The following is a 26,137-nucleotide window of genomic DNA, read 5'->3' as shown; positions in this document are numbered from 1 at the left end:
GAAGGGCCCCGCCCCCGATCCGTTCGCGGACCGGGGGCGGGGCCCTTCCGGGTGTACGGGGCCCCGTCCCGGGCTGGTGCGTGGTACGCGGCCGTCCGGGTGGCCACCGGGGCCCCGGACGCGCGCCGTCCGGGTGCGGACCGTCCGGCCGCCCGGGTTCCCGAGGGGCCGGACCGGGCCGGTGTCCGGGGCGGACGGGCGACACGGGTCACACCGGAGTGCGGTTCCCCCGCCGGCCCGAGGCCCCCTAGGGTCGGGGCCATGTTCGCTGCCTATGCTGCCCGAATCGATCGTGACCAGCCGCTGAACGGCCTCGAGTTGGGCGAACGCCCCGCGCCCGGCGCACGGGACGGATGGACCACCGTCACCGTCAGGGCCGCCTCGCTCAACCACCACGACCTGTGGTCGCTGCGCGGGGTGGGACTGCCCGAGGAGAGGCTGCCGATGATCCTCGGCTGCGACGCCTCGGGCGTCGACGAGGACGGCAACGAGGTCGTCCTGCACTCCGTGATCGGCCAGACGGGTCACGGTGTCGGCCCGGACGAGCCCCGGTCCATCCTCACCGAGCGCTACCAGGGCACCTTCGCCGAGCAGGTGACCGTCCCCCGCTGGAACGTGCTGCCCAAGCCCGCGCAGCTCTCCTTCGAGGAGGCCGCCTGCCTGCCCACCGCCTGGCTGACCGCCTACCGCATGCTCTTCACCAACGCCGGCGTACGGCCCGGGGACTCGGTCCTCGTGCAGGGCGCGGGCGGGGGCGTGGCCACCGCCGCGATCGTCCTCGGCAAGGCGGCCGGCCTGCGGGTCTTCGCCACCAGCCGCGACGAGGCGAAGCGCAGGCGGGCCGTCGAGCTGGGCGCCGTCGAGGCGTACGAGCCGGGCGCGAGGCTTCCCCGGCGGGTGGACGCGGTCATCGAGACCGTCGGCGCCGCGACCTGGTCGCACTCGGTCAAGTCGCTGCGGCCGGGCGGCACGCTCGTCATCTCGGGCGCCACGAGCGGGGACCGTCCCCCGCACGCCGAGCTGACCCGGATCTTCTTCCTGGAGCTGAAGGTCGTCGGCTCCACGATGGGCTCCAAGGACGAGCTGGAGGACCTGCTGTCCTTCTGCGCGGCCACCGGCGTCCGGCCGGTGATCGACGAGGTCCTGCCGCTGGACCGGGCGCGGGAGGGCTTCGAGAAGATGGCCTCCGGCGAACTCTTCGGAAAGATCGTGCTCACGACCTCTTGATGGGCCGTCAGGGCGACTGATGGGATCTCCGGCACTGCGAACACACCGTCGTGCCGGAGGTTTCCCGTGCTCCCCGTGGTTCCCGCGCGTTCCCCCCGTCCCCCGTCCTCCCGGCGCCCCTCGCGCCGGGCGCTCCCCGTCCGCCGTTCGGTCCTGGCGGCGGGCGCCGTCCTCGCCGCCCTGCTCGTCCCGGCCACCGCCCGTGCCGACGTCCCCGGCGCCACCGGCGCCCGTGGGGTCGCCGGTGCCGGCGCGACCGCGGCCACCGCCCGGGCCGGGGGCCCCGCGGGGGCGCCGGCGGGCGGAATACCCGCCCTCACCGACGACCGTGGCCGCGTCCTCACCCTGCGCGGCTGGAACGTCGAGGACAAGGCGAACCGAGGAGACGCCGCCCTCTCCGCCGTCACCGAGAAGCACTTCCGCGACATGCGGGCCAAGGGCTTCAACTTCGCCCGTCTCCTGGTCTTCTGGGACGACCTGGAACCCCGGCCCGGCCGGTACAGCCAGGACTACCTGCGGAAGATCGGGCGGATCCTGGACTGGGCCGAGAAGCACGACGTCAAGGTCCTCGTCGACGCCCACCAGGACGTCTTCGGGCCCGCGTTCGGCCACCGGGGCGTTCCCGCCTGGGCGACCAGGACCGACGGCCTGCCCTTCACCCCGCACCCGGACGACTGGTTCGCCGAGTACTTCGAGCCCGCCGTCCAGCGGGCCTTCACCCACCTGTACGAGGACGAGGACCTCCGGCGCGCCCAGGCCCGCATGTGGCGGCTGCTCGCCGACCGCTTCGATGACCACCCTGCCGTCCTCGGCTACGACCTGATCAACGAGCCGATGGGGGAGATCCGGGAGGGCGAGGACCTGGCGACGGCGGCCCGGCGCATCGAACGGGACCAGCTCACCCCCCTGTACAACCGGCTCGCCGACGCCGTCCGCCCGGTCGACCGCGACGCCTGGATCTTCGTCGAACCGACCCCGATCGTGGGCGAGGGCGTGCCCACCGGACTCGGCCGGATCCACGACCCTAAGGTCGTCTACGCCCCGCACTTCTACAACACCGGCATGGAGGCGGGTGCCGACTACGACCCCGCCGCCGGATGGATCGAGAGCTACGAGCGGGCCGTCACCCAGTACCCCGCGGAGTACGGCGTGCCCGTGGTGGTGGGGGAGTGGGGCCCGCTCAACAACACCCTGCCGAACATGAACCGCTTCTACCGCGAGGCGATGTCCTCCCTCGGCCGGTACGGCTCCGGCTGGGCGGGCTACGTGTGGTGTTACGGCGGCGGCTACTGCGCCGTCGACGGCACCGGGGCCTTCCGCACCAACAAGGAGCTGACCGCCGAGCCGTACGCCGAGGCGGTCGCGGGCCGCGTCCGCTCCACCGCGTACGACCGGGAGGCCGGGGTCTACCGCCTGTCGTACGACGCCGCCGGGCCGCGCGGCTCCCGGGTCACCGAACTCTCCCTGCCGCCCGGCGACTGGCGGGTGACGGCCCGGGGCGCGGCCCTCGTCCTCCGCCAGGACCGGGGCAGGGCCCGGGTCCTCGCGGCCCCGGGCGCCCGGGTGACGGTCACGGTCACCCGGCGCTGACCCGGGGTCCGGCCGGTCCTCTCACTTCTTCTCCGCCCCGGGACGCAGCAGGCCCGTGATCCGGACCGCCGCCGCCGAGAGGTGGTGGCGGGTCTCGGTCAGCTGCTCCCGGGTCACCCCGTGGTCGCGGGCCGCGTCCCGGATCTCGTCGCGGAAGCGGTCGAGGAGCCGGTCGAGGTCGCGGACCGGGTCACCGGAGCCCTCCGTGTCCCGCGCCCACTCCGGCACCTCGCCGGCCGGGCCGTCGGCGGAGACGCCGGCGGAGGCGCCGGCCGGGGCCGTCGTGGACGGCGGCTCCGGCGCGGCGCTCCTCGCCGCCCTGGCTTTGGGGTGGGCCGTGCCGTTCACCAGATCGCCGAGCTGGGCCGTGATGCCGGAGACGCCCTCCCAGACCCCCGTGGGCCAGTCGCCCCGCGAGAAGCGCTCCTGGACCTCCTTCTGGACCTGCTGGGCGATCCGCTGGAACTCCTTCGCCTGGCGGCGCGCGGACTGGGCCTCCTCGTGGGCCTCGCGGGCCTGCCGCTTCCACTCCTGCTTGATCCGGTGCAGCTCCTCCTTGGCGTCGGCGAACGAGGAGGCCTCGGCCGTCCGGGTCCGGCCCGCCGCCGCGCGCATCTCGCTGCGGACCCGGCCGGCCGCGCCCCGCACGTCGTCGCGTATCTCCGCCGCCAGCTCCGAGACCGACTCGCGGATCTCCCGCTCCAGGTCGTCCAGTTCGGCGCCGCGTCCGGCCAGTTCGGCGCGGCCGGCGTCGGTGATCGAGTAGACCTTCCGGCCCCCCTCGCTGGCGTGGGTGACGAGGCCCTCGGCCTCCAGCTTGGCCAGGCGCGGATAGACCGTGCCGGCCGAGGGGGCGTACAGGCCCTGGAAGCGTTCCTCCAGGAGCCTGATCACCTCGTAGCCGTGGCGGGGCGCCTCGTCGAGCAGTTTGAGCAGGTAGAGGCGCAGGCGGCCGTGGGCGAAGACGGGCGGCATGTCAGAGCACCTTTCCGGACGGGGAGGAGGCGGAGGCGGGGGCGGCGTCCTCGTCCGCCTCGGGACGGCGGAGCAGGGCGATGGAACCGGACAGGGTGGTGGCCTTGAGCGTGCCCCGGCCCGAACCGAGGGTGCCGGTGACGGTCTTGGCCCCCCACTGGCCCCCCACGCGCAGGTCCTCGAAGGCGTTCGACACGGAGCCGCTCGTGGTGCTCGCCTCGACGCGGGCGTCGGCCGGGTGCGGAAGCCGGACGGCGACCTCGCCGGAGACGCTGGTGAGCCGGATGTCGGCGGGCGGCCCGTCGGTCCCGGCCGTGTCGAGGTCGACCACCATGTCGCCGCTGACCGTCTCGGCCCTCACGGAGCCGCCGGAGCCCTCGATCACCGTCACGTCCCCGGTCACGGAGTTGACCCGCAGGGAGCCCGTGACCGACTGCGCCTCCAGGTTCCCCGAGACGCTCTCGGCGCGGACCGGGCCGGAGAGCCCGAGGAGGGTGGTGTCGCCGGTGACGCCCCGCACCTCCGTACGTCCTCCGACGCCGGAGACGACCGCCTCGGCGCCGACCACGCCCACCTCGACGTCGACCCCCGCGGGGACGGCGACGGAGACGACGGCCCGGCGCCGGTGCTCCTTGCGGTCGAGCCACTTGAGGATGCTCTTCCACTGGAGGTCCTCGTAGCTCACGGTCAGGGTGGAGCCGTCCTGCGTCACGATCAGCGGCGGGCCCTCGATCTCCGAGATCTCCACGCGGGTGGAGTCCTCGTCCGTCCCCACCACGTTCACCGCGCCGTTGACGATGCGGACCCGCAGGCGCTTCACGGGGCCGGTAGGGGTCAGTTTCGTCGGCTCGGTGACGGACCACTCTGTCATGGTGCTGACCTCCCGTGTCGGCGGTGCGACATATCGCGTTTCCTGAGGGACACGATATATCGCGGTTCGGTGAAGTCAACCCCGACTCTCCCCCGAGACCGGAGGTTCAATCACCCCCTCAAGCGGGTGAACTGTCCTAGTTTGGGGAGATGAACGCGACATCCGGACCGAGCCCCGCCGGGGCGCTGCTGCTCTGCCGTGCCGACCCCCCGGCGGTCAGGCCCCCGGCCCTGCTCCTCCGGGAAGAACTGCTCCTCGCCCCCGCCGGCACCGGCTGGAGCGTGCTCGTACCGGAGGGGAAGCCCTGGACCCACGGCGGGGAACCCGTCGAACGGGTCGTCACCGGCTGGGCGACCGCCCTCGCCGTCTCGGCCGTCGTCTGGCCCGTCGTCGCGCTGTGGTGGGACCGCGACCGGGCCGGTTTCACCCTCGCCGCCGGTTTCCGCCGCACGGTCGGCTACACCTGGCTCGCGGACGGCACCCCCGCCGGAGAGGACGAGGCCATGCGGACCTTCGCCGCCCGGCTCGCCCTCGATCCGGTCCTGGACGTGCAGGCGCTCGAACCGCTCACCCGGCCCGACCCGGAGGCCGACGCCCACCGCCGCCTCGTCGGGGTCGCCGCGGTCCTCGCCCGCACCGGGCTCGACCTGCCCGCCGGTCTCACCCCCGGCGACAGCGCCGACCGGCTCCGCTCCGTCGCCCTCGCGCACGGCGCCGAACAGCTCGGGCACCCCGGCGACGGGGCCTTCCCGGCCCGGACGGGGCAGAAAGTCCGGGGGAGCGACGTCGTGCGCGCCGAACTCGACGCGATGGAGGACGGCCCCCTCGGCCCGTACCTGCGCGGCCCCCGGGCGCGTTTCCTGGGCGGGGCGCAGCTCGCGGCGGGGGTGCCGCTGCTGTTCTGGGGGGCCGCCCGGCGCAGCGGCGGCTGGGCGGCGGCCGGCGCCCTGCTCGTCCTCCACGGCGCGCTCGGGCTCGCCTACGACCGGCTGCGGGAGCGGTGACCGCGCGCCCCCCCGGCCGTGTTCACCGCTCCGGACGGGACCCGCCGGAGCGGGCCGCACCCGCCGGAGAGGCCGGGTCCAACGGCGCGGTCGTGTCCACCGGCGTGATCGTGTCCACCGGCGCGGTCGCGCCCCCCGGCGTGGTCGCATCCCCGGTGCGGTCGTGCCCACCGGCGCGGTCGTGTCCACCGGTGCGGCGCGGGGCCGGGGCCGGGGGAGCGCGGCCGTCCGCCCGGCGCGTCCCGCCCGCCCCTGCGCGTCCCTACTCGTCCTCGTCCTCGTCGTCCAGGCGGGCCAGCCAGGTCGCGAGGCGCTCGACGGGCACCTCGAAGTCGGGGTTGAGGTCGACGAACGTCCGCAGCTGCTCGGCGAGCCACTCGAAGGTGACCTCCTCCTCGCCCCGCCGCTTCTCCAGTTCCTCGATGCCACGGTCCGTGAAGTACATGGGATCAGGATAGGTCGTGGGCCCCGCGGACCCCGCCGTCCCCCTGTCGCCCGTCAGGCCCACCGATTAGCCTTCTGGGTCCAACATCGCTTCGGGGAGCGGGGGCCGCTGTGGCACATGGGATCGCTCGGGTCCGGATGGAAGACGGCACGGCCGTGTGGGCCCGGGTCCGTGACGCGGAGGAACTCGGCAGGGGCGGGGGGTTCCAGGACACCGGCGTCCGGGACCGGGTGGTCTCGATGGCCGGAGGGCTCACGGACGTCGTGCGCGGAGTGGTCGGCTCGCTGCGCGCCGGGCTCGAACCCCGGGGGCCCGTGGAGGTCGCCGTCAGTTTCGGCATCGAACTGTCCGCGCAGTCGGGCAAGGTGATCGGGGTCCTCGCGGACGGGTCGGGCACGGCCTCCGTGAACGTCTCCCTCACCTGGACCGAACCGGGACCGGAGACCGCACCGGAACCGGGCCCCGCCGCCACGGCCACGGACGCGGGCACAGGCGCAGGCGCAACGACAGGCACAGGCGCAGGCGCAACGACAGGCACAAGCGCAGGCACGGGTACGGACGCGGGCGCGGTCACCGGGACCGTCCCCGCGCACCGGACGCCGGCCGCGCCCCCGGCGCCGCCCGTGCCCCCCGCCCCGCGCACGCCCCCGTCCGTCCCGCCGGCGCGCACCCCGGACGCGGAGGACGCCCCGCCCGGCAGCGCCCCGCGCACGGGTCCGGCGGCCGACGGGCCGGCATGAGCGCCTTCGACGCTCTCGTGCGCCCCGCACTGGTACGCATCGCGGCGCCCGGCGGCGGGTATGACCCGCACGGCGACCGGTACTGGGGCACCGGCTTCTTCATCGCCCCCGGCTGGGTGCTGACCTGCGCCCATGTCGTGGCCGAGGGGGGAAGCGCGGTGTGGAGGAGCGAGCCGGCCGTCGGCATCACGTGGGAGGACGGCAAGAAGACCCGCGAGGCCACCGGCACCGTCGTGCTCGCCCTGCCGCGCCCCGACCGCCCCGAGGACCCGCCCGACCGGTGGGCCTTCCCCGACGTCGCGCTGCTCCGCGTGCCCGGCACGCAGAAGGCGTCCTGCGTGCGCCTCGGCGAACGCCCGCCCGTCCCGCCGACCGCCGTCGGACTGCACGGCTGGTCCCGGGAGACCGGCGAACTCGGCGTCCGCCACGTCCGGGGCTCCCTCATCGGCAGCGACGGACAGGCCCTCGTCACCGACTGGGTCATGCCCGTCGAGGGCTGCTCCGGCGGCCCCGTCGTGGACCTCGCCCAGGGCGCCGTCGTCGGCCTCAACAAGGGACGCGGACGCGACGGCGGCGCCGTCGTCCCCGTCACCGCCCTGCGCCGGCTCCACGACCTCCCCGGCGGCGAGGCCATGGGCGAGGCGCTGCGCGCCCACGACCGCCACCACCTCGCCCGCTACCGCTCGCTCGACGACCGCCCCGACTGGACCCGCGCGCAGCGGCTGCTGCCCGTCCCCCACGGCGTCAGCCCCGGCCTGCGCACCCAGCTGTACGGACACTTCGCGGAACTCCCCGCGCCCACCGCCCCCGGCGAGATCATGGACCTGATCGACCGGGTCAAGGCCTGGATCAGGGACGACGACCTGCCGGACGCCCTGGAGGACGACCCGCGCACCTGGAGCGAGGGCGCCGGACTCCTCCGGGGCCTGCGCGCGCCCCGCGGGGACGGCGTCCGCGACCTCGACCTCGACGCCGTCCTGCTGTACGCGGCCCACGTCGTCCGGCACCTCTCCGAGCGGTACGGCGACCGCGCCGACACCGCGGCCCTCACCCGCTGGATCGTCGACGAGTCGGGCGACGCCGACCGCCACCTCCGGCGCGAGATCCAGGGGCTCGTCGGCCCCGGCCGCCGGACGCCCCTCTCCGTGCGCGAACCCCGCGCGCGTGCCGACGTCCTCCTGGAGATCGACACCCCCCGCTACGACCGGCGCTACCCGTGGCGGGTCAAGCTCCTCCTGGACGGGCACACCGTCAGCCCGCTCCACTGCGACGACCGGGGCGTCGAGCGGGCCGCGCTCCGGGAGACCCTGCGCGAACCGCTCGCGGACGCCCTCCGGCGCGGCGACAGCGGACCGCACCTGGCGGCCGTGGAGGCGGTGCTGCCGCGCGAACTCTTCGACGAACCCCTCGACACCTGGCGGCTCGAACCGCCGCAGGGACCCGAGGACGCCTGGGCGACCACCCTCGGGCAGCGCCGGATCGTGGTCATCCGCGACGCCCGCCGCCACGCCCGCGAACCGGCCCCCGAGTGGCGCGAGCGCTGGGCGGCGGGAGAACGCGGACCGCTGCGCGCGGTCCCGCTGCGCGCCGAGGTGCCCGGGGCGGGACCGGACGCCCACACCGCGCGCGTCCGCCGGGAGACCTGGGCGGAGACGTACGACCGGCTGCGCGACGCCGAGGGCGGCGCCGTCCCCGTCCACTGCGGCCCGGTCGGCAGCGGCGACGGGCTCATGGCCATGAACGCGGCCCTGGCCGCGGGGCATCCGCTGGCCCTCTGGCGGACCGGCGCCCACGACCACACCGACTGCGCGGAGTTCCACGAACGGGCCGACCGGCTGCTCGCGGACGCCGCCACCGCCTGGGGCGTGCGCGGACCGGTCCGCTCCCTGCGCACCCGCGCGCCGGACCGGGCGGCGGGACCCGAGGCGCGGGCCGCCTACGCGTGGGCCGAGACCATCGCCGTCCTCCTCGACCCGCCCGACCGGCCCCCGCACGGCGGACGCCTGGAGGCCCCGCCCCTGCTCGGCGAGGGGGAACAGTGACCGCGACGACCGGCGGGACGACGGCACCGCGATCCGTCCGGAACGGGCATCGGCAGGGCCCGCCCCCGGACGGTACCTTCGACGGGCCCGGCACCGACACCACAGCCAGGAGGAGTCCATCGTGAACGATTGGCGGATCTACCGTGGTGCCGGTCTTCCGCACGACGGGATACGACGCCTGCCCGCCCCGCCGCCCTGGCGCGACTTCTCGGCGGGCGGCGCGGACGACACCCTGGCCGGCTCCGACCGGAGGCTCGGCGTCCGCCGCAGGCTCGTCCAGAACCACCACCCCCGGCCCGCCGAGACCGACGCGGTCAACGCCGCCCTGTACCTGCGGCGACCGCTCCTCGTCACCGGGAACCCCGGCACCGGCAAGTCCACCCTCGCCCACGCCGTCGCCCACGAACTGGGCCTCGGGCGCGTGCTGCGCTGGCCCATCGTCAGCCGCACCACCCTCCAGGACGGCCTCTACCGGTACGACGCCATCGGCCGCCTCCAGGACGTCCAGCTGGAGCGCGCCCGGCCCGACGCGGCCGGCACCGCCGCGACCCCGGCCGGCATCGGGTCGTACATCCGGCTCGGGCCGCTCGGCACCGCGCTGCTCCCCTCCGAACAGCCCCGCGTCCTGCTCATCGACGAACTCGACAAGAGCGACCTCGACCTGCCGAACGACCTCCTGAACGCCCTGGAGGAGGGCGAGTTCGCCATCCCCGAACTGGAACGGCTCGCCGACCGGGAACCCGTCGTCGAGGTGCTGAGCGACGACGGACGCAAGGTGCGGATCTTCGGAGGCCGGGTCCGCTGCACCACCTTCCCCTTCATCGTCCTCACCTCCAACGGCGAACGGGACTTCCCCGCCGCCCTGTTGCGCCGCTGCATCCGCCTGGAGCTCGAACCGCCCGGCGAGGAGCAGCTCGGCGCCATGATCGAGGCCCACCTCGGTGCCGAGGCCGCCGCCGGCGAGGGGGAGCGGAACCTCGTCCAGCGCTTCCTCAACCGCGAACCCGGCGAGGTGATCGCCACCGACCAGCTCCTCAACGCCCTCTACCTGACCCAGCACGCCTCCCGCGCCGAACGGGTCACCAGGGAACGCATCGCGGACATGCTCATGCAACCGCTCGATCAGCCGAGGTGATGACCGGATGCACCGGCCGCACCTGGAGGAACTCACCCGCAGACTGCGGGCCGGCGGCCAGGACCCGACCGCCGAGGACATCGCGGACGCCCTCTGGCTGGCCCGGTGGCTCCCCGGCCCCCCGCCCGGCGCCCCGGAGGCCGCGCCGCCGCCCGGGACGGACGGGGACGGAACCGGCGGCCGGACCGGGCCGCCGGGAACGCGGGACGCGGACGGCCCCGCCGCCGGGAACGGTTCCGTACGGGGAGGGGGCGCGGGCGCGCGGGAGGACGGGACGGCACGGGGAGAGGGCGCCGCGCCCGGCGGCCCCGGCCCGGCCCGCGACTCCGTGGCGCTGCACATGGAGTCCGGCGCGCGCGGGAGCGCGGGACGCGCGGAACGCGGCGCCGTCCTGCCCGTCCGCGCCCCCGGCGCCAACGCCCTGCCCGGACTCCTCGGCCTCCAGAAGGCGCTGCGCCCCCTGCGCGGCTACGCCCTCGCGCCGCACCGTCCCGGCGAGGGCGCCCTGGACGAGGAGGCCACCGCCGAACGCAGCGCCGCCGCCGGCATCCTCACCCCCGTCCTGCGCCCCGCCGCCGGCCGCCGCCCCGACATCCAGCTCCTCATGGACACCGGACCCGCCATGGTCGTCTGGAGCCGGATGGTCGAGGAACTCCGCCAGGCCTGCCAGCAGTCCGGCGCCTTCCGGGACGTCCAGGTCCACCGCCTGTACGACACCGGCGACGGCCCCCCGCTCGTCACCACCACCTCCGGAGCCGACGGCCGGCCCCGGCTGCGCCCCGTCGACCAGCTCCACGACCCCACGGGCCGCCGGCTGACCCTCGTCGTCAGCGACTGCGTCGGCCCCCTCTGGCAGCGCGGCGCCGCCCAGCGCTTCCTGCGCCAGTGGCCCCGCCACTCCCCGCTCGCCCTCGTCCAGCCCCTGCCGCCGCGCCTCTGGCCCCGTACCGCGCTCCCCGCCGAACCCGGCACCTTCCAGCGCTCCGCGTCCCCCGGCGGCCACACCGTCTTCCGCTCCGACGACGAACCCTGGGGCGCCCCCGAACCCGGCCGCCGCGCCGTCCCCGTCCTCACCCCGACCCCCGAGGCCTTCGACTCCTGGACCCGGCTCCACACCGGCCACGGAGGCGACGCCGTACGCGGCTGGGCCGCCTGGCTGGACCCCGCCGCCCCCGGAGCGCCCGGGGCCCCCGGGGCGGCCGGGGCGCGCGCCCCCCGCTCCCCGCGCGGCGAGGAAGAACTCCTCCGCTCCTTCCGGGCGGGCGCCTCGCCCGGCGCGCTCCGGCTCGCCGTCCACCTCGCCGCCGCCCCCCTGACCCTGCCCGTCATGCAGCTCGTGCAGCGCGCCATGCTCCCGGACACCGGCCCCATGGAGCTGGCCGAGGTCCTGCTCAGCGGGCTCCTGCGACGCCTGCCCGGGCCGACCCCGTACCCCTGCTTCAGCTATCCGCCGGGCATCCAGCGCCACCTCCTGGGGTCGCTCGACCCCAGCGCCGCCGCCCTCGTCCTCAAACACTGCTCCGCCTACGTGGAGCGGAACTTCGGCCAGGGCACGCGCAACTTCCCGGCGCTCGCCGCCGCCCGCCTGGCCGGGGCGGGCGCGGGGGAGGAACCGGCGCACGAGCCGGGGCGCGACCCCGGGCGGCCCGCCGCCCCGTCCGACGCGACCGACGAACCCCTCGGCACCGAGGGCGCCGAGACGGAACTCTTCGCCCGCATCCCCGCGCGCGTGCTCCGCTTCTACCACCCCGACCTGATCACCCCCGACCCGCTCACCGAGGCCCGCCGCCTCCTCGGCCAGGGCCGCGGCCAGTCCGACCCGGCCCTCCTCGCCGACGCGCGCGAACGCGCCGAGGCCGCCCTCCCCGCCGAACCCGTCGAAGCCCGGATCGTCCTCGCCCGCGTCCTCCTCGCGGAGGCCGGGACCGCGGCCGCCCGGCGCTCCGGCCGGCGCGCGGAACTCCTCGGGCGGGCCGCCGACGCCCTCGTACGGGCCGGGGAACTGACCCGGCCCGGCGACGAGACGTGGGCGGAGGCCCGCCTCGAACTCGCCGTCGTCCACCACGCGCTGTGGCGCGACACCGACGACCCCGGCCACCTCGACGCCGCTCTCACCGCCCTCGCGGAGCCCCCGGAGCGCTGGCCCGGGACCACCCGCCACACCCTCCACCTGCGCCGGGGCCGGCTCCTCCTGGCCCGGGGCGACGGCGACGCCGCCGCGGCGGAACTCACCGCCGCCCTCGGCCTCCGGGAGAGCGCCGTCGTCCTCCTCGACCTCGCCGACGCCCTGCGCCTCGCCGGGGCGGGGCCGGACCGCGTCGCCCCCGTCCTCGACCGTGCCGAACCCCTCCTCGGCGACGGGCGCGCCCTGCGGCTCCGCTTCACCACCGCCCGCGCCCGGCTGCACGACGCGGCCGGTGACGGGGCCGCCGCCGACGCGGCGTACGAGGAGGCCACCCTGCTCGCCCCCGCCGACAGCGGACAACGCGGCCTGACCCTGCTGACCTGGGGCGGGTCCCTGCTGCGCCGCGCCACCGCCGACACCGGCACGGCCCCCGTCGACCGGGCCGAAGGGGTCCTGCGCGAGGCCCTCACCCGGCTGCCCGCCGACGCGCCCGAGCGGGCCGGGGCGCGGGCCCTCATCGGCAGCGTGCTCGCCCTCCGCTTCCACCGGGCCGGTTTCCTGCCCGACCTCTTCGAGAGCCGCCACCTCCTGGAACAGGCCCTGCGGGGCACCGCCGACCCGGGAGAACGCGCCGAGATCTGGCTGCAGCTCGGGCGGGTGAGGCTCGAACTGGCCGAAACGGGACGGGACGGCGTGATCGGCGACGCGCTCGCCGCCTACCGCAACGCGGGAGAGGAGTCCCGCACCGCCGACGGGGACGACCCGGGCACGGTCACGGGCGCCCGCGCGTTCCACGCGCAGGGGGCCGTCCTCCTCCTGATGGACCGTCCGGGCCGGGCCAGGGCCGCGCTGAGCACCGCCGCCGAACGGTGGAGCCGGCTCGCGGGGTACCTCGTGGAGGTGGACCGGGCCGACGCGGAGCGGACCAGGAGCCTGCTGGAGGAGGCCGGGAGGGCGACGGGCGGGGGGTACGCGAGGAGGTCCGGCGAGGAGCGGCGCCGCATCCTGCCGCCCTGGTGGGCCTGGGGCGGTACCACCTGATGGGGCCGCGACGGCACCGCCCGGCGGGCCCCTTCCGGACGGCCGGACGACGGGGGCGCACATGGCCGCAGTTGAATCGAAAGGGTTTCCGATCCGGTGGCGTCGGGAAGAACCGCTGCGCCGCTACGACCGTGGGGGACAGGCGCCGGTGAGGAGGAGCCGAGAGTGTTCGAGCGTACGGAGTGGGCGACCGGTGTCGGCCGCGGGGCCGGCCGGCCGCCGCGACTTCCCGACCTCGCCGCCGTTGACCTGCGAACCCTGCGCGTCACCGACGACGCCGCCCTCGGCGCCGCCGTCGAGCACGTGCTCCGGCACCCCTCGGACCTCGTGGTCTCCTGGCCCGAGGACGCCGTCCTCGACTGACCCCGGGCGGCCCCCGGCCGCCCGCCCGCGACCGCCCGGCACCCGCGCCCACCGATCGTTTCCGGCCGAATGTGCCGGTGGGCGGCCGACGGCCCCCGCCCCCGGCGGGACCGGCGGACCGGAGACCGCGCCCACCCGCCGCCCGGCGGCCGTCCTCGCCCGCCGGTCCCGTTGCCCGGTGGCCGTGCCCGCCCGCCGGTCCCGTTGCCCGGTGGCCGTGCCCGCCCGCTGGTCCCGTTACCCGGTGGCCGCGCCCATCCGCCGGTCCCACCGCCCGGCGGCCGCCCTCGCCCGCCGGTCCCGCCGCGCGGCGACCGCGCCCGTCCGCCCGTCCCACCGCCCGGCGGCCGCGCCCACCCGCCCGTCCCGCCGGCCCGCACCCGTCCTCGTCCGCCCGTCCCACCGTCCCGTGGCCGCTCCTCCCCGCCCACGCCACCGGCCCGCGACCGCCCCTCCCCGCCCGTCCCGCCGCCCGGCCGGCTTCAGGGGCCCGGCGTGATCGCCGCGTCGCCGCGGGCCGCGGCCTTCGAGGCGCTGGCGTCCACCCGGCCCGCCGCCGCCGGGGCGGCGTTCCTGCGGTCCGGGGCGCACGCGCGCCGGCTGCTGCTGCTCAAGGCCCTCCTCGTACGGGTGCGGCGCCACCGGGAGGAGATCGACCCCGGGACCCTGCGCGGCTTCGAGGAGGCCTGGCGGCTCCTCGAACGGACCGAGCGCGCCCACCCCGCCGCCGTCCGCGCCGTCCTCGACTACCCGACCACCGGCGCCTGGCTCGCCGCCGCCCTGACCGCCCCCGCGGGTCCCGCCCTCGACGGCCACCTCGCCCGCCTGACACCGGTCGCCACCACCGCCGCCCTGCGCGCGGGCCGGCCGCTCGACCTCGTCGTCCGGGCCCCCGGCGGCGTCCTGTCGCTGCCCGGCCTCGGGAGCGTCCTGACCGGGCCCGGACCGGTCCGCGTCGCCTCCCGCTCCCACGTCGTACGCGTCCACGCCGAGGCCGTCTCCGGCGCCCCGGCCGCGATCCTCCGGCTCGCCGACGCCCGTTCCGGCACCCTGACCGGCAGCGGCCCCGGCTGGCGCGGCCTGCGCCGCCTGTCCGGCGGAACCGCCCGCCTGGACGACCTGGACCCGTACCGGGTGCCGCCCGGCGGGGTGGGGACCCCCGCCCGGCACGCGGCCGACCGCGCCGACGTCGACCACGCCGTCTGGTCCGGGCACTGGCGCGCCGCCCGGGACCTGCTCCGGCGCACCGACCGGGAACGGGCGGCGGAGGTCGGGCGGACGGTGGGCGCGCTCGTCCCCCTGCGCCCGTACGGGCCGCGTTCCGTCGGCGCCACCCTGAGCGTCGCCCCCGGGGCCGTCCTCATGACCCCTTCGGCCGGTGCCTGCGACATGGCCGAGACCCTCGTCCACGAGCTGCACCACAGCAAGCTCTCCACCCTCCACGAACTGGTCCCCCTCTACCGGCACGGGAGCACCGCGCTCCACCGGGTCGGCTGGCGCGGCGACGAGCGCCCGGTCGCCGGGGTGTTCCAGGGGGCCTACGCGCACCTGGCCCTCGCCGATCTGTGGCGGCGGGCGCGGGACGCCCCCGGCGCGCCCCGGGCGTGGCGCACCCGGGCCGCGCACCAGTTCGACCACATCCACGATCAGGTGGGCGACGCGCTGGCGATCCTGCTTGAATCCGATGAACTGACGGACGAGGGCAGGGAGTTCGCCCGACACATGCGGCGGCTCCACGCGAGCCTCGGCGCGAGTCCGAAGGCCCGTGGGTAACACTGTGCCCACGGCACATGACACTGCGTTGCGCGCGAGCGGGACGGGAGACGTACAGATGGCGGAACAGCGGTCGGGCGGAGGCGGGGAGAACCACGGCGGCAGGTCCGCCCCCGAGCACGTCCTGGTGGTCTTCCCCGGCTACCACCGCCCCTGGGCGGCCTGGATCACCCAGCGCCTCGAAGCCCACGGCGTGCGCGCCACCCTCCAGCGCTGGGACCCGCCCCGCGAGGTCCCCCTGGAGGACTCCCTCGGCGATCTGCTCCTCGCCCGCGGACAGGTCCTCCTGGTCCTCAACGACTGGTTCTTCGAACTCGGCCCCCGCCCGGCCGGCGAGTGGAACGACGTCCTGCGCGGCTTCGTCGCCGCCCACGCCGACCGGTTCGCCGCCGTCAACCTCACCAACCGCACCCTGCTCCCCGCCACCGCCGTCCTCGAACCCGTCGGCCTCTGGGGCGTCGGCGAGGAGGAGGCCGAGGCCCGGCTGCTCAGCAGGCTCGCCGTCGAACCCCGCCGCGCGGGCCGCCGCACCCCGCCCGGCACCCCCGCCCGCTACCCCGAGACCCCACCGGAGATCTGGGGCGACGTCCCGCGCCGCAACCACCGCTTCACCGGCCGCGACGACCTCCTCACCGAACTCCAGGAACGCCTCATGGACGCCGAGCGCGGCAACGCCGCGTGCACCCTCCTGGGCATGTCCGGCATCGGCAAGACCCAGATCGCCGCCGAGTACGCCCACCGCTTCAGCCCCGACTACGACGTCATCTGGTGGGTCAGCTCCGACGACCGCAACGTCCAGCGCGACCGCTTCGGCGAACTCGCCGTCGAACTCTCCCTGCCCACCGGCAGCGAACCCGGCGAACGCATCCGCGCCGTGCGGGAGGCGCTCCGCCGCGGCGACCCGCACTCCCGCTGGCTCGTCGTCTTCGACGGCTGGGACGCCACCGAGGGCGTCGACGTCATGCTCCCGCAGGGCCCCGGCCACGTCCTCATCACCTCCCGCAACCGCGCCTGGCGGGAACACACCGACGTCCTGGAGATCCCCGGCTTCGACCGCGCCGAGTCCACCGGCTACCTGATGCGCCGCGCCCCGCACATCACCGCCGCCGAGGCCGACGAGGTCGCCGCCGAGTTCGGGGACGTGCCCCTGCCGCTCGTCCAGGCCGCCGCCTGGCTCGGCGAGTCCGGCATGGAGGCCCCCGAGTACCTGCGCATGGTCCGCGAGGGGCGCCTCTCCAGCGTCGACGAGCCCCCGGCCGGCGACGGCATGCCCAACGCCTCCCTCACCTCCTGGTCGATACTGATCAACCGGCTCCGCCGCGCCCAGCCGCAGGCCATCGACATCCTCAGCCTGTGCGCCTCCTTCGCGCCCGGCCGCATCCCGCTCGGCATCGTCCGCGCCTACCCCCAGGCCCGGCTGCCCGAGGACCTGCGCTGGATGGCCACGGACCTGCCCGCCTGGACCCGCGCCCTCGACACCCTCGTCAACTACTCCGTCCTCACCCGCGAGTCCCGCGGGCCCGTCGGCGGCGACGAGACCGGCCCCCACCAGGAGTCGATCCACATGCACCGCCTGGTGCACGACATCGTCTCCCGGCTCACCGACGGCGAACACCGCGACGCCCACCGCAAGGCCGTCCGCACCCTCCTCGCCGAGGCCGACCCCGGCAACCCCACCGACAGCCGCCACTGGCCCCGCTACTCCGAACTCCTGCCCCACCTCGAACCCTCCGGGGCGCTGCGCAGCACCGACCCCCGCATCCAGGTCGCCGTCCTCAACTGCCTGCGCTTCTGCGAGCGCAGCGGCGAGTACAAGGCGGGCGTCCGGCTGGCCCAGCGCATCCGCAGCGAGTGGACCTCCTTCATGGACCCGCTCGCCCCGCACATGCAGGAACTGACCACCCTGGAGGGGGACATCCTGCGCCGGTACGGACGCTTCCGCGAGGCGTACGAACTCGACCTCGTCCAGCGCGACCGGCTCGCCGCCGCCCCCGTCAGGAACGAGCTCGGCGAACTCCAGACCAAGATCTCCCTCGCCCGCGACCTGCGCTTCCTCGGCCACTACCAGGAGTCCGAAGGCCTCCAGCGCGAAGCCCTGGAGGAGGCCCGGAACCTGCTCGGCGAGGCCCAGGGCCTCACCCTCGTCGCCCGGCACAACCTCGGCGTGGTCCTGCGCATGCTGGGCCGCTACCAGGAGGCGTACGAACAGGACGTGGACACCCTCGCCCGCTGCGAGAACGTCCTCCGCCCCCGCCACGCCTCCACCCTCAACTCCAACAACGCCGTCGCCCAGGACCTGCGCCTGCTCGGCCGCTACCGCGAGGCGCTGGCCCGCCAGGAGGCCAACGTCCGGCTGCACGTCAAGATCCTCGGACCGCAGCACCTCCACACCCTGTACGCCCGCAGCCAGCTGGCGCTCTGCCGTCGGCGGGAGGGCGGCTTCAAGGAGGACATCGGCACCATGATGGCCGGCGTCCTCGAACACCTGGAGCAGGCGTACGGCCGCGACCACTACGTGACGCTCTCCGCCGTCACCAACTACGCCAACTTCCTGCGCGAGCACGGCGACCTCGACCTGGCCAGGGAGCTCATCACCGAGGCGGAGGCGGGCTACCGCGCCCTCCTCGGCCCCGCCCACCCGGTCTCCACCGGTGTCCTCGCCAACACGGCCCTGGTCATGCAGGCCTCCGGCGAGCGGGCGGCGGCGATGACGATGCTGGAGTCCGCCCTCGCCGGCCTCACCGCCACCCTCGGCCCCGACCACCCCTGGGTGCTCGGCTGCGCCCTCAACGCGAGCGCCGCCCGCAACTTCAACGGGCGCGTGGCCGAGGCCGCGGAACTCAGCCGCGAGACCCTCCGCCGGGCCCGGCACGCCATGGGCCACGAACACCCGCTGACCCTCTCCTGCCAGATCGCGCTCGCCACCGACCTGCGCGGCCTGCGGGAGACGGAGGAGGCCGGGAAGCTGGAGGCGGACGCCCTGCTCGCCCTCTCCCGCTCCCTGGGCGCCCAGCACCCGCACACCCTGTCGGCCCGTCAGCGCAACCGGCCCTACTGGGACTTCGAGGCCAACCTCTGATCGTCCCGGAACGCCGGAGGCCCGGCACCCCTGGTGGGGTGCCGGGCCTCCTTCCGTACGCGTACGGAGCGTCCGGTCAGGCCTCGAAGACCTCGTTGACCAGCTGCTGCTGCTCCGCCTGGTGGCGCTTGGCCGAGCCGACCGCCGGGGAGGAGGAGTGCGGACGCGAGATCCGGCGCAGGCGCTCGCCCGCCGGGATGTCCGCGCCGACCGCCAGGTCCAGGTGGTCGATCAGGTTGAGCGCGATGAACGGCCAGGCACCCTGGTTCGCCGGCTCCTCCTGGGCCCAGATGTACTTCGCGGCGTTCGGGTACTTGGCGATCTCGGCCTGGAGCTCGGCACCCGGCAGCGGGTACAGGCGCTCCAGGCGGATGATCGCGGTCTCCTTGTCGCCGCGCTTCTGCCGCTCGGCCTCCAGGTCGTAGTAGACCTTGCCCGCGCAGAAGACGACCTTGCGGACGTCGGCCGGCGCGACCGTCGAGTCGCCGATCACCGGGCGGAAGCCGCCGGTGGTGAACTCCTCCACCCGGGACGCCGCGGCCTTCAGGCGCAGCATCGACTTCGGGGTGAAGACGATGAGCGGCTTGTGGTGCGGGTTGTGCACCTGCCAGCGCAGGAGGTGGAAGTAGTTCGACGGCAGCGTCGGCATGGCGACCGTCATGTTGTCCTGGGCGCACATCTGGAGGAAGCGCTCCGGGCGCGCGGACGAGTGGTCCGGGCCCTGGCCCTCGTAGCCGTGCGGCAGGAGCAGCGTGACGCCGGAGGTCTGGCCCCACTTCTGCTCGGCCGAGGAGATGAACTCGTCCACGACGGTCTGCGCGCCGTTGACGAAGTCACCGAACTGGGCCTCCCAGATGACCAGGGAGTCCGGGCGGGCCAGCGAGTAGCCGTACTCGAAGCCCATCGCCGCGTACTCGCTGAGCAGCGAGTCGTAGACGTTGTAGTGGGCCTGGTCCTCGGTCAGGTAGAGCAGCGGGGTGTAGTCCTCGCCGGTCTCCTGGTCCACCAGGACCGCGTGGCGCTGGCCGAAGGTGCCGCGGCGGGAGTCCTGGCCCGAGAGCCGGACCGGGGTGCCCTCCATCAGAAGGGAGCCGATGGCGAGGGTCTCGCCGAAGCCCCAGTCGATGGTGCCGTCGTCGATGGAGGCGGCGCGGCGCTGCATCTGCGGCAGCAGACGCGGGTGGACCTTGATCCGCTCCGGGATGTTGACCTGGGACTCGGCGATCCGCTTCACGACCTCCTGGGAGACCGCGGTGGTGACGGCGACCGGGAACTCCGCCTGGGCGTCCGGGACGTGCACCGAGGACGGCGTGGCGGTGGTGGCCTCGCGGACTTCCGCGAACACCTTCTCCAGCTGGCCCTGGAAGTCCTGGAGCGACTGCTCCGCCTCCTCCAGGGTGATGTCGCCGCGACCGATGAGCGACTCGGTGTACAGCTTGCGCACCGAACGCTTCTTGTCGATCAGGTTGTACATCTGCGGGTTGGTGAACGAGGGGTTGTCGCCCTCGTTGTGACCGCGGCGGCGGTAGCAGATGAGGTCGATCACGACGTCCTTGTTGAACGTCTGGCGGAACTCGAAGGCGAGCCGCGCGACGCGGACCACGGCCTCCGGGTCGTCGCCGTTCACGTGGAAGATCGGCGCCTCGATCATGCGGGCCACGTCGGTCGCGTACATCGAGGAACGCGAGGACTCCGGGGCGGCGGTGAAGCCGACCTGGTTGTTGATGACGACGTGGACCGTGCCGCCGGTGCGGTAGCCCCGCAGCTGCGACATGTTCAGCGTCTCGGCGACGACGCCCTGGCCGGCGAAGGCCGCGTCGCCGTGGAGGGCGATCGGCAGGACGGTGAAGTCCGTGCCGCCCTTGTTGATGACGTCCTGCTTGGCGCGGACGACGCCCTCCAGGACCGGGTCGACCGCCTCCAGGTGCGAGGGGTTGGCGGTGAGCGAGACCTTGATCTGCTCGCCGTCCAGGCCGGTGAAGGTGCCCTCGGCGCCCAGGTGGTACTTGACGTCGCCGGAGCCGTGCATCGACTTCGGGTCGAGGTTGCCCTCGAACTCGCGGAAGATCTGCGCGTACGACTTGCCGACGATGTTCGCCAGGACGTTCAGCCGGCCGCGGTGGGCCATGCCGATGACGACCTCGTCGAGGCGCGACTCGGCGGCCGAGTCGATGACCGCGTCGAGCAGCGGGATGACGGACTCGCCGCCCTCCAGGGAGAAGCGCTTCTGGCCGACGTACTTCGTCTGCAGGAAGGTCTCGAAGGCCTCCGCCGCGTTCAGGCGGCGCAGGATGCGCAGCTGCTCCTCGCGCTCCACGCGGGAGTGCGGGCGCTCGACGCGGTCCTGGATCCACTTGCGCTGCTTCGGGTCCTGGATGTGCATGAACTCGACGCCGGTGGTGCGGCAGTACGAGTCGCGCAGCACGCCGAGGATGTCGCGGAGCTTCATCATCGACTTGCCGGCGAAGCCGCCGACCGCGAACTCGCGCTCCAGGTCCCACAGGGTGAGGCCGTGCTCGGTGATGTCCAGGTCGGGGTGCTTGCGCTGCTTGTACTCCAGCGGGTCGGTGTCGGCCATGACGTGGCCGCGGACCCGGTAGGAGTGGATCAGCTCGAAGACGCGCGCGGCCTTGGTGACGTCGTCGTCGTGCGAGGCGTCGATGTCCTTGAGCCAGCGGACCGGCTCGTAGGGGATGCGCAGGGCCTTGAAGATCTCGTCGTAGAAGCCCTCCTCGCCGAGGAGCAGGTTCGCGACGATCCGCAGGAACTCGCCGGAGGCGGCGCCCTGGATGACCCGGTGGTCGTAGGTCGAGGTCAGGGTCATGACCTTCGAGATGCCCAGCTTGTTCAGGGTGTCCTGGGAGGTGCCCTGGAACTCGGCCGGGTAGTCCATGGAGCCGACGCCCATGATGACCGACTGTCCGGGCATCAGGCGCGGCACGGAGTGGACGGTGCCGAGGCCGCCGGGGTTGGTCAGGGAGACCGTGACGCCGGAGAAGTCCTCCATCGTCAGCTTGCCCACGCGGGCGCGCTTGACGATGTCCTCGTATGCCTGCCAGAACTCGAAGAAGTTGAGCGTCTCGGCCTTCTTGATGCCCGCGACGACGAGCTGGCGGTCGCCGTTGGGCTTCACCAGGTCGATCGCGAGGCCGAAGTTCACGTGCTCCGGCTTGACCAGGGTGGGCTTGCCGTCCTTCTCCGCGAAGGAGTAGTTCATCGACGGCATGGCCTTGATCGCCTGCACCATCGCGTAGCCGATGAGGTGGGTGAAGGAGATCTTCCCGCCCCGGGCGCGCTTCAGGTGGTTGTTGATCACGATCCGGTTGTCGAAGAGCAGCTTCACCGGGACGGCGCGGACGGACGTGGCCGTCGGCACCTCCAGGGAGGCGTTCATGTTCTTCGCGACCGCGGCGGCGGGGCCGCGCAGCGTGATCAGCTCGGGGCCGGCCGGGGCCTCGGAGGCCGGGGCGGCCGCGGGCTTGGCGGCGGGCTTCGCGGGCTCGGCCGGGGCGGCGGGCGCCTGCTTCACCGCGGCGGGGGCCGGAGCGGCGGGCGCCGGAGCGGCGGCCGCTGGAGCCTGGGCGGGAGCGGGCACGGACGCCGGGGCGGCAGGCGCGGCCTGTGCGGGGCCCCCCTGCGGCGCGGCGGGCGTGCCCTGAGTGGCGGGCGCCGGTGCGGCCGGGGTCTCCGACGCTCCGGGCTTGTAGTCGGCGAAGAAGTCCCACCAGGCACGATCGACCGAATTCGGGTCCTGGAGGTACTGCTGGTAGATCTCGTCGACGAGCCACTCATTGGCACCGAAGGCGGTCGCAGGGTTCTGGCCCTGCCCGCCTTGGTCGGTCGGGGAGCTCGGGGTACTGGGGGACTGAGACGACACGGCGGCAACCGCCCTCTTCCGCTTCACAAGGTGATGGACAGCGGAAATAAAGGCTACGCCTGTCCGGCCGGGAGGTGCAGGCCGGGCACTCCAACGTCGTGCAAGTCACACTTGACGGGGTGTTTCGGAGCCCTGAATGGCGGGAAACAACCGTGGTTTCGCGGGTGTGAGGGTACGGAAAAGCGCGAGTACGGCCCCCCTCGGCCGCACCCCTGTTCACGTCCTGCCCGCGTACACGCAGAACGTGCCCTTCCGGTTCGAACCCTACGTCAATCTCTCGACGGTCGACTGCCCGGAAGAGTGACTCTGATGCGGCAGCCGCGTGATGATTCGGCCACACCGATCCCGCCGCCGTGCAGATCCACCGCCCAGCGCGCGATCGCGAGCCCGAGGCCCGTGCCGCCGTCGCTGCCGGGCCCCTGCCGGCGCGACGCCGGACCCCGGTTGAACCGCTGGAAGACCTTGTGCCGCTCCGACTCGGGGATGCCGGGACCCTCGTCCTCGACCTCCAGCTCCAGCGAGTCCGGGCGCGGGCCGCGCCGGGCCCGCACCGTGACCCGGCCGTGCGGCGGCGAGTGCTTCACCGCGTTGTCGATCAGGTTCGCCATGACCTGGTGCAGCCGCTCCACGTCCGCGTGGGCGACCAGATCGGTCGGCGAGACGTCCAGGTGCAGGTGGACGTCCGTGCGGTTGTGCAGGCCCGAGGTGGACGACAGGCCGCGCTGGGAGGCGGCCAGGTTCGCCTCCCGCAGCACCCCCGACAGGTACGGCCACACCTCGAAGCGGGTCGTCCGCAGGGCGACGACACCGTTGTCGAGACGGGACAGGTCGAGCAGCGTCTCCACCAGGCGGCCCAGCCGCTCGGTCTGCCGGAGGGCCGACCGCATCGTCTCCGGATCGGCCTCGGACACCCCGTCCACGACGTTCTCCAGGACGGCCCGGAGCGCGGCGATCGGGGTCCGCAGCTCGTGCGAGACGTTGGCCACCAGCTCCTTGCGGTGCCGGTCCACGGCCTCCAGGTCGTCCGCCATGCGGTTGATGGTGGAGGCGAGGTCGCCCAGCTCGTCCCGCCGGTCGGCGCCCCGCACCCGGCGGGAGAGGTCGCCGCGCGAGATCGCGCCCGCCACCGTGTTCATCTCGTCCAGCGGCGCCGTCAGGGACTGGGCCACGAACTGGGTGATCAGCAGGGTCGCGATCATCGCGAAGACCGTGATGTACCGGAACTCGGTGGAGGTCCGGATCGCCACCAGGGCGAGACCGGAGGTCAGCAGGACCGCCCCGACGACCAGCGCGCCCAGCTTGGTCTTGATCGAGACCGTGATCCTGCGCGCCCGGCGCCCGGCCCCCGGCTCCTCCGCCCCGCGGGCCTCCCCCGCCTCCCGGGACCCCTCCGCCCCACCGGCCTCCCCCGCCTTCCGGGGCCCCTCCGGCCCGCGCGGGCTCACGGCGCCGGGGTCTCCAGCGCGTAACCGACGCCGTGGACCGTGCGGATGCGCTCGGCCCCGATCTTCCGGCGCAGCGCCTTGATGTGGCTGTCCACGGTCCGGGTGCCCGACGCGTCCGCCCAGTCCCACACCTCGGCCAGCAGCTGCTCGCGGGACAGGACCGCCCGGGGGCTGCTCGCCAGGCAGACGAGGAGGTCGAACTCCGTCGGGGTCAGGTGCACGTCCTCCGCCCGGACCCGGACCCGCCGCTGGGCGTGGTCGATCTCCAGCTCGCCCAGGCGCAGGATGCCGCTGCGCGGGGCGGCCGCCGCGAGCGCGGCCCGCTCGACCCGGCGCAGCAGCACGTGCACCCGGGCGGCCAGCTCGCGCATCGAGAACGGCTTGGTCATGTAGTCGTCCGCGCCGACGCCGAGACCGACCAGCATGTCGGTCTCGTCGTCGCGGGCGGTCAGCATGAGGACGGGGACGGGCCGCTGCGCCTGGACCCTGCGGCACACCTCCAGACCGTCGAAGCCGGGCAGCATCACGTCCAGGACCATCAGGTCGGGCTGCCAGGTCTCGGCCGCCTCCACGGCGGCCGGGCCGTCGGTCGCGGTCTGCACGAGGAAGCCCTCGGCGCGCAGCCGGGCGGAGATCGCCTCCACGATCGTCGTGTCGTCCTCCACCACCAGGACGCGCCGCTGGGGCCCCGGAGTGGCCGCCGCACCGTGGTGAGTGGTGTGTGTCTGCTCCATTGCCCCGCCTCGCGTCGCCGATGTCGGTGAAGCAGCCTAGAGGTAGCGGAGGCGTCCCGGCCATCCGGGCGTCAGCCGGGGCGGACCGCGAGGTGGACCGCGTCCGGGACGCCCCGGGCAACGGGCACCTCTTCCGTCCGTACCCCGCTGAAACCGGCATTCCGCAAGGTTCCTTCGAAATCGGCGGAGGGGCGCGCGGACCACACGGCGAGGATTCCGCCGGGGGCGAGGCGGGCCGCGCACACGGCCAATCCCTCGGCGGAGTACAGGGATTCGTTGTCCTCGGTCACGGTCCAGTCGGGGCCGTTGTCGATGTCCAGGCAGAGGGCGTCGTAGGTGTCGCTGGAGCGGCGCAGGTGGTCCAGGAGGTCCGTGTGCAGGATCACGGCGCGCGGATCGGCGAGCGCGGTCCCGGAGATCGCGGCGAGCGGGCCCCGCCGGTGCCAGTCGATGATGGCCTCCTCGCGCTCGACGACCACGATCCGGCCCCAGCGCGGATCGGCGGTGGCGTGGGCGAGGGAGAAGCCGACGCCGAGGCCGCCGACGAGGACGGAGGCACCGGCCCTGCGTTCCTCCGGCAGGGCGCCGAGGGCCGCGTCGATCAGGAGCCGCTCGGAGCGCCCGTCGGACGTGTCCATCAGGAAGGTGCCGTTGGCGATGATCTCGTAGTGCTCGTCACGGCGCCGCAGGACGACCTCCCCGTGGGGTCCTTCGCGGCGGTCGAGGGTCACGGGGCTGGACATCGTCGTTCACTCCGCTCTCGTCGGGCCGTCCCGCCCCCGCGGCGGACGGTCCGGGCCATCCTGGCCGGACATCCGCGACCGGGACAAACCCGTTCGCGGGAACGGGTGGTGACGGCCCGCGCCGGCCCCTCGCCGGAGTGCTCCGGGCTCACCGCCCGGGGCCCTCCGTCGGCGTGCCGCGGCCCGTTCGTTCACGGGCTCGCCGGCGTGCCGCGGCCCGTGCGCTCACGGGCTCGTCGGCGGGCCGCCCCCGGGGAGGGCGTCGAAGACGCGCTGGAGCGCGGGCGGGCGTTCGCCGTCGTCCGCGACGACGAGGCGGTGGCGGTACGTCACCCGGTACTGGAAGCCGTCGGCGACCGGCCTGCCGGTCGGCCGCGCCGGGACGAGGGCGTACGCGGGGTCCTCCAGGGCCGCGCGCAGCTCGGCGGCCTCGGCGGGGGTCTGCCGGCCGGTCCGGGGCGGCTCGGTGCCGGAGCGGACGGTCCAGCCGCCGTCCTGGCGGACGACGAGCCGGTTGTTCACGCCGGCGAAGCCGCCGGTGACGGTCACCTCGACCAGGACCCGGCCCGGCAGGGGGTCGGAGGGCGGGGTGCCCGGCTCCGTCGTGACGCCCGGTGTGCCCGGTGTGCCCGCGGGGCCGGGCGAGCCCGGCGCGGGCGGGGCCCCGGAGCCGCAGCCGGTCGCGCCGCCCATCAGGACCGCCGCCAGCAGCAGGGCCCCGCACCACGTTCCCCGTACGCCTCGTCTCATGGGAGGAGCATGCCCCCGGGCGCGCCCGGCCGCAGCCGGAGCGCCCGGTTCCGCCCGCCCGGCCGAGCGGCCCGGCGGGCCCGGCGGGCCACGGAGCGCCAGGTCGCCGGCGGTCGCGGCCGGGACTCCGGTCCGGGCGGGGACGCGGCCGTCCGGGGTACCCCGGGGGCGAGGGGGC

18 protein-coding genes are annotated in these 26,137 nt (G+C 75.0%); 10 read left to right on the top strand and 8 right to left on the bottom strand.

What is annotated here, in order from left to right; genetic code table 11:
* The first annotated feature begins 261 nt into the window (after positions 1–261).
* Positions 262–1,227 carry a zinc-binding dehydrogenase gene (locus ACZ3IL_RS01825; protein WP_467385592.1) on the top strand — a complete coding sequence of 322 codons (966 nt, stop codon included), beginning with the start codon at positions 262–264 and terminating at the stop codon, positions 1,225–1,227.
* Between the two features lie 306 nt (positions 1,228–1,533).
* Positions 1,534–2,817, top strand: coding sequence for a cellulase family glycosylhydrolase (locus tag ACZ3IL_RS01820; protein ID WP_467386765.1), 1,284 nt, complete (start codon positions 1,534–1,536; stop codon positions 2,815–2,817).
* Positions 2,818–2,838: 21 nt separating this feature from the next.
* On the opposite strand, the gene ACZ3IL_RS01815 is transcribed toward ACZ3IL_RS01820, so the two are convergent.
* Together ACZ3IL_RS01815 and ACZ3IL_RS01810 are read right to left on the bottom strand one after the other, a co-directional pair.
* On the bottom strand, positions 2,839–3,792 hold the full coding sequence (locus ACZ3IL_RS01815; protein ID WP_467385591.1) for a PadR family transcriptional regulator: 954 nt from the start codon (positions 3,790–3,792) through the stop codon (positions 2,839–2,841).
* A 1-nt stretch (position 3,793) separates the two neighbouring features.
* Positions 3,794–4,663 carry a DUF4097 family beta strand repeat-containing protein gene (locus ACZ3IL_RS01810; RefSeq protein ID WP_467385590.1) on the bottom strand — a complete coding sequence of 290 codons (870 nt, stop codon included), beginning with the start codon at positions 4,661–4,663 and terminating at the stop codon, positions 3,794–3,796.
* A gap of 149 nt (positions 4,664–4,812) precedes the next feature.
* Between ACZ3IL_RS01810 and ACZ3IL_RS01805 the strand changes: the two genes are divergently transcribed.
* Positions 4,813–5,667 carry a hypothetical protein gene (locus ACZ3IL_RS01805; RefSeq protein WP_467385589.1) on the top strand — a complete coding sequence of 285 codons (855 nt, stop codon included), beginning with the start codon at positions 4,813–4,815 and terminating at the stop codon, positions 5,665–5,667.
* A gap of 262 nt (positions 5,668–5,929) precedes the next feature.
* Here the strand turns inward: ACZ3IL_RS01805 and ACZ3IL_RS01800 are convergent, their stop codons facing one another.
* Positions 5,930–6,112, bottom strand: coding sequence for a DUF6104 family protein (locus ACZ3IL_RS01800; protein ID WP_003961784.1), 183 nt, complete (start codon positions 6,110–6,112; stop codon positions 5,930–5,932).
* Positions 6,113–6,249: 137 nt separating this feature from the next.
* Between ACZ3IL_RS01800 and ACZ3IL_RS01795 the strand changes: the two genes are divergently transcribed.
* The 7 genes from ACZ3IL_RS01795 to fxsT all read left to right on the top strand — a co-directional run bounded on the left by ACZ3IL_RS01795 (position 6,250) and on the right by fxsT (position 18,410).
* Positions 6,250–6,852: a CU044_2847 family protein gene (locus ACZ3IL_RS01795; RefSeq protein WP_467385588.1), complete on the top strand. Its 603-nt coding sequence runs from the start codon at positions 6,250–6,252 to the stop codon at positions 6,850–6,852.
* Positions 6,849–8,894, top strand: a complete 2,046-nt coding sequence (locus tag ACZ3IL_RS01790; RefSeq protein ID WP_467385587.1) for a VMAP-C domain-containing protein — start codon at positions 6,849–6,851, stop codon at positions 8,892–8,894. The genes ACZ3IL_RS01795 and ACZ3IL_RS01790 overlap by 4 nt, the downstream gene beginning before the upstream one ends.
* 121 nt (positions 8,895–9,015) lie before the next feature.
* Complete coding sequence (locus ACZ3IL_RS01785) at positions 9,016–10,029, top strand: AAA family ATPase (RefSeq protein ID WP_467385586.1); 1,014 nt, start codon at positions 9,016–9,018, stop codon at positions 10,027–10,029.
* A 7-nt stretch (positions 10,030–10,036) separates the two neighbouring features.
* Positions 10,037–13,195, top strand: coding sequence for an SAV_2336 N-terminal domain-related protein (locus ACZ3IL_RS01780; protein WP_467385585.1), 3,159 nt, complete (start codon positions 10,037–10,039; stop codon positions 13,193–13,195).
* Between the two features lie 165 nt (positions 13,196–13,360).
* Complete coding sequence (locus ACZ3IL_RS01775; protein WP_388698150.1) at positions 13,361–13,558, top strand: hypothetical protein; 198 nt, start codon at positions 13,361–13,363, stop codon at positions 13,556–13,558.
* A 495-nt stretch (positions 13,559–14,053) separates the two neighbouring features.
* Positions 14,054–15,331: an HEXXH motif domain-containing protein gene (locus ACZ3IL_RS01770; protein WP_467385584.1), complete on the top strand. Its 1,278-nt coding sequence runs from the start codon at positions 14,054–14,056 to the stop codon at positions 15,329–15,331.
* 58 nt (positions 15,332–15,389) lie between these two features.
* Positions 15,390–18,410 (top strand): FxSxx-COOH system tetratricopeptide repeat protein, encoded by a 3,021-nt coding sequence (fxsT, locus tag ACZ3IL_RS01765; protein ID WP_467385583.1) that lies wholly within the window; start codon positions 15,390–15,392, stop codon positions 18,408–18,410.
* Between the two features lie 76 nt (positions 18,411–18,486).
* Here fxsT and ACZ3IL_RS01760 read toward each other — a convergent pair whose 3' ends face one another.
* From ACZ3IL_RS01760 to ACZ3IL_RS01740, 5 genes are all read right to left on the bottom strand, one after another.
* The gene (locus tag ACZ3IL_RS01760; RefSeq protein WP_467385582.1) at positions 18,487–22,287 is read right to left on the bottom strand and encodes a multifunctional oxoglutarate decarboxylase/oxoglutarate dehydrogenase thiamine pyrophosphate-binding subunit/dihydrolipoyllysine-residue succinyltransferase subunit; all 3,801 of its coding nucleotides are present in this window, start codon (positions 22,285–22,287) and stop codon (positions 18,487–18,489) included.
* A gap of 269 nt (positions 22,288–22,556) precedes the next feature.
* A complete protein-coding gene (locus tag ACZ3IL_RS01755) occupies positions 22,557–23,609 on the bottom strand; it encodes a HAMP domain-containing sensor histidine kinase (RefSeq protein WP_467386763.1) in 1,053 nt (350 codons plus the stop codon).
* 119 nt (positions 23,610–23,728) lie between these two features.
* A complete protein-coding gene (locus ACZ3IL_RS01750; protein WP_467385581.1) occupies positions 23,729–24,466 on the bottom strand; it encodes a response regulator transcription factor in 738 nt (245 codons plus the stop codon).
* Positions 24,467–24,537: 71 nt separating this feature from the next.
* Positions 24,538–25,209, bottom strand: a complete 672-nt coding sequence (locus ACZ3IL_RS01745) for a spermidine synthase family protein (RefSeq protein WP_467385580.1) — start codon at positions 25,207–25,209, stop codon at positions 24,538–24,540.
* A 225-nt stretch (positions 25,210–25,434) separates the two neighbouring features.
* Positions 25,435–25,959: a hypothetical protein gene (locus ACZ3IL_RS01740; RefSeq protein ID WP_467385579.1), complete on the bottom strand. Its 525-nt coding sequence runs from the start codon at positions 25,957–25,959 to the stop codon at positions 25,435–25,437.
* Positions 25,960–26,137: the final 178 nt, after the last annotated feature.

The sequence above is a fragment of the Streptomyces sp. NPDC014907 genome, assembly GCF_055562975.1.
The sequence above is the reverse complement of the archived record's forward strand: the minus strand, read 5'-3'. Positions and strand labels throughout refer to the sequence as shown.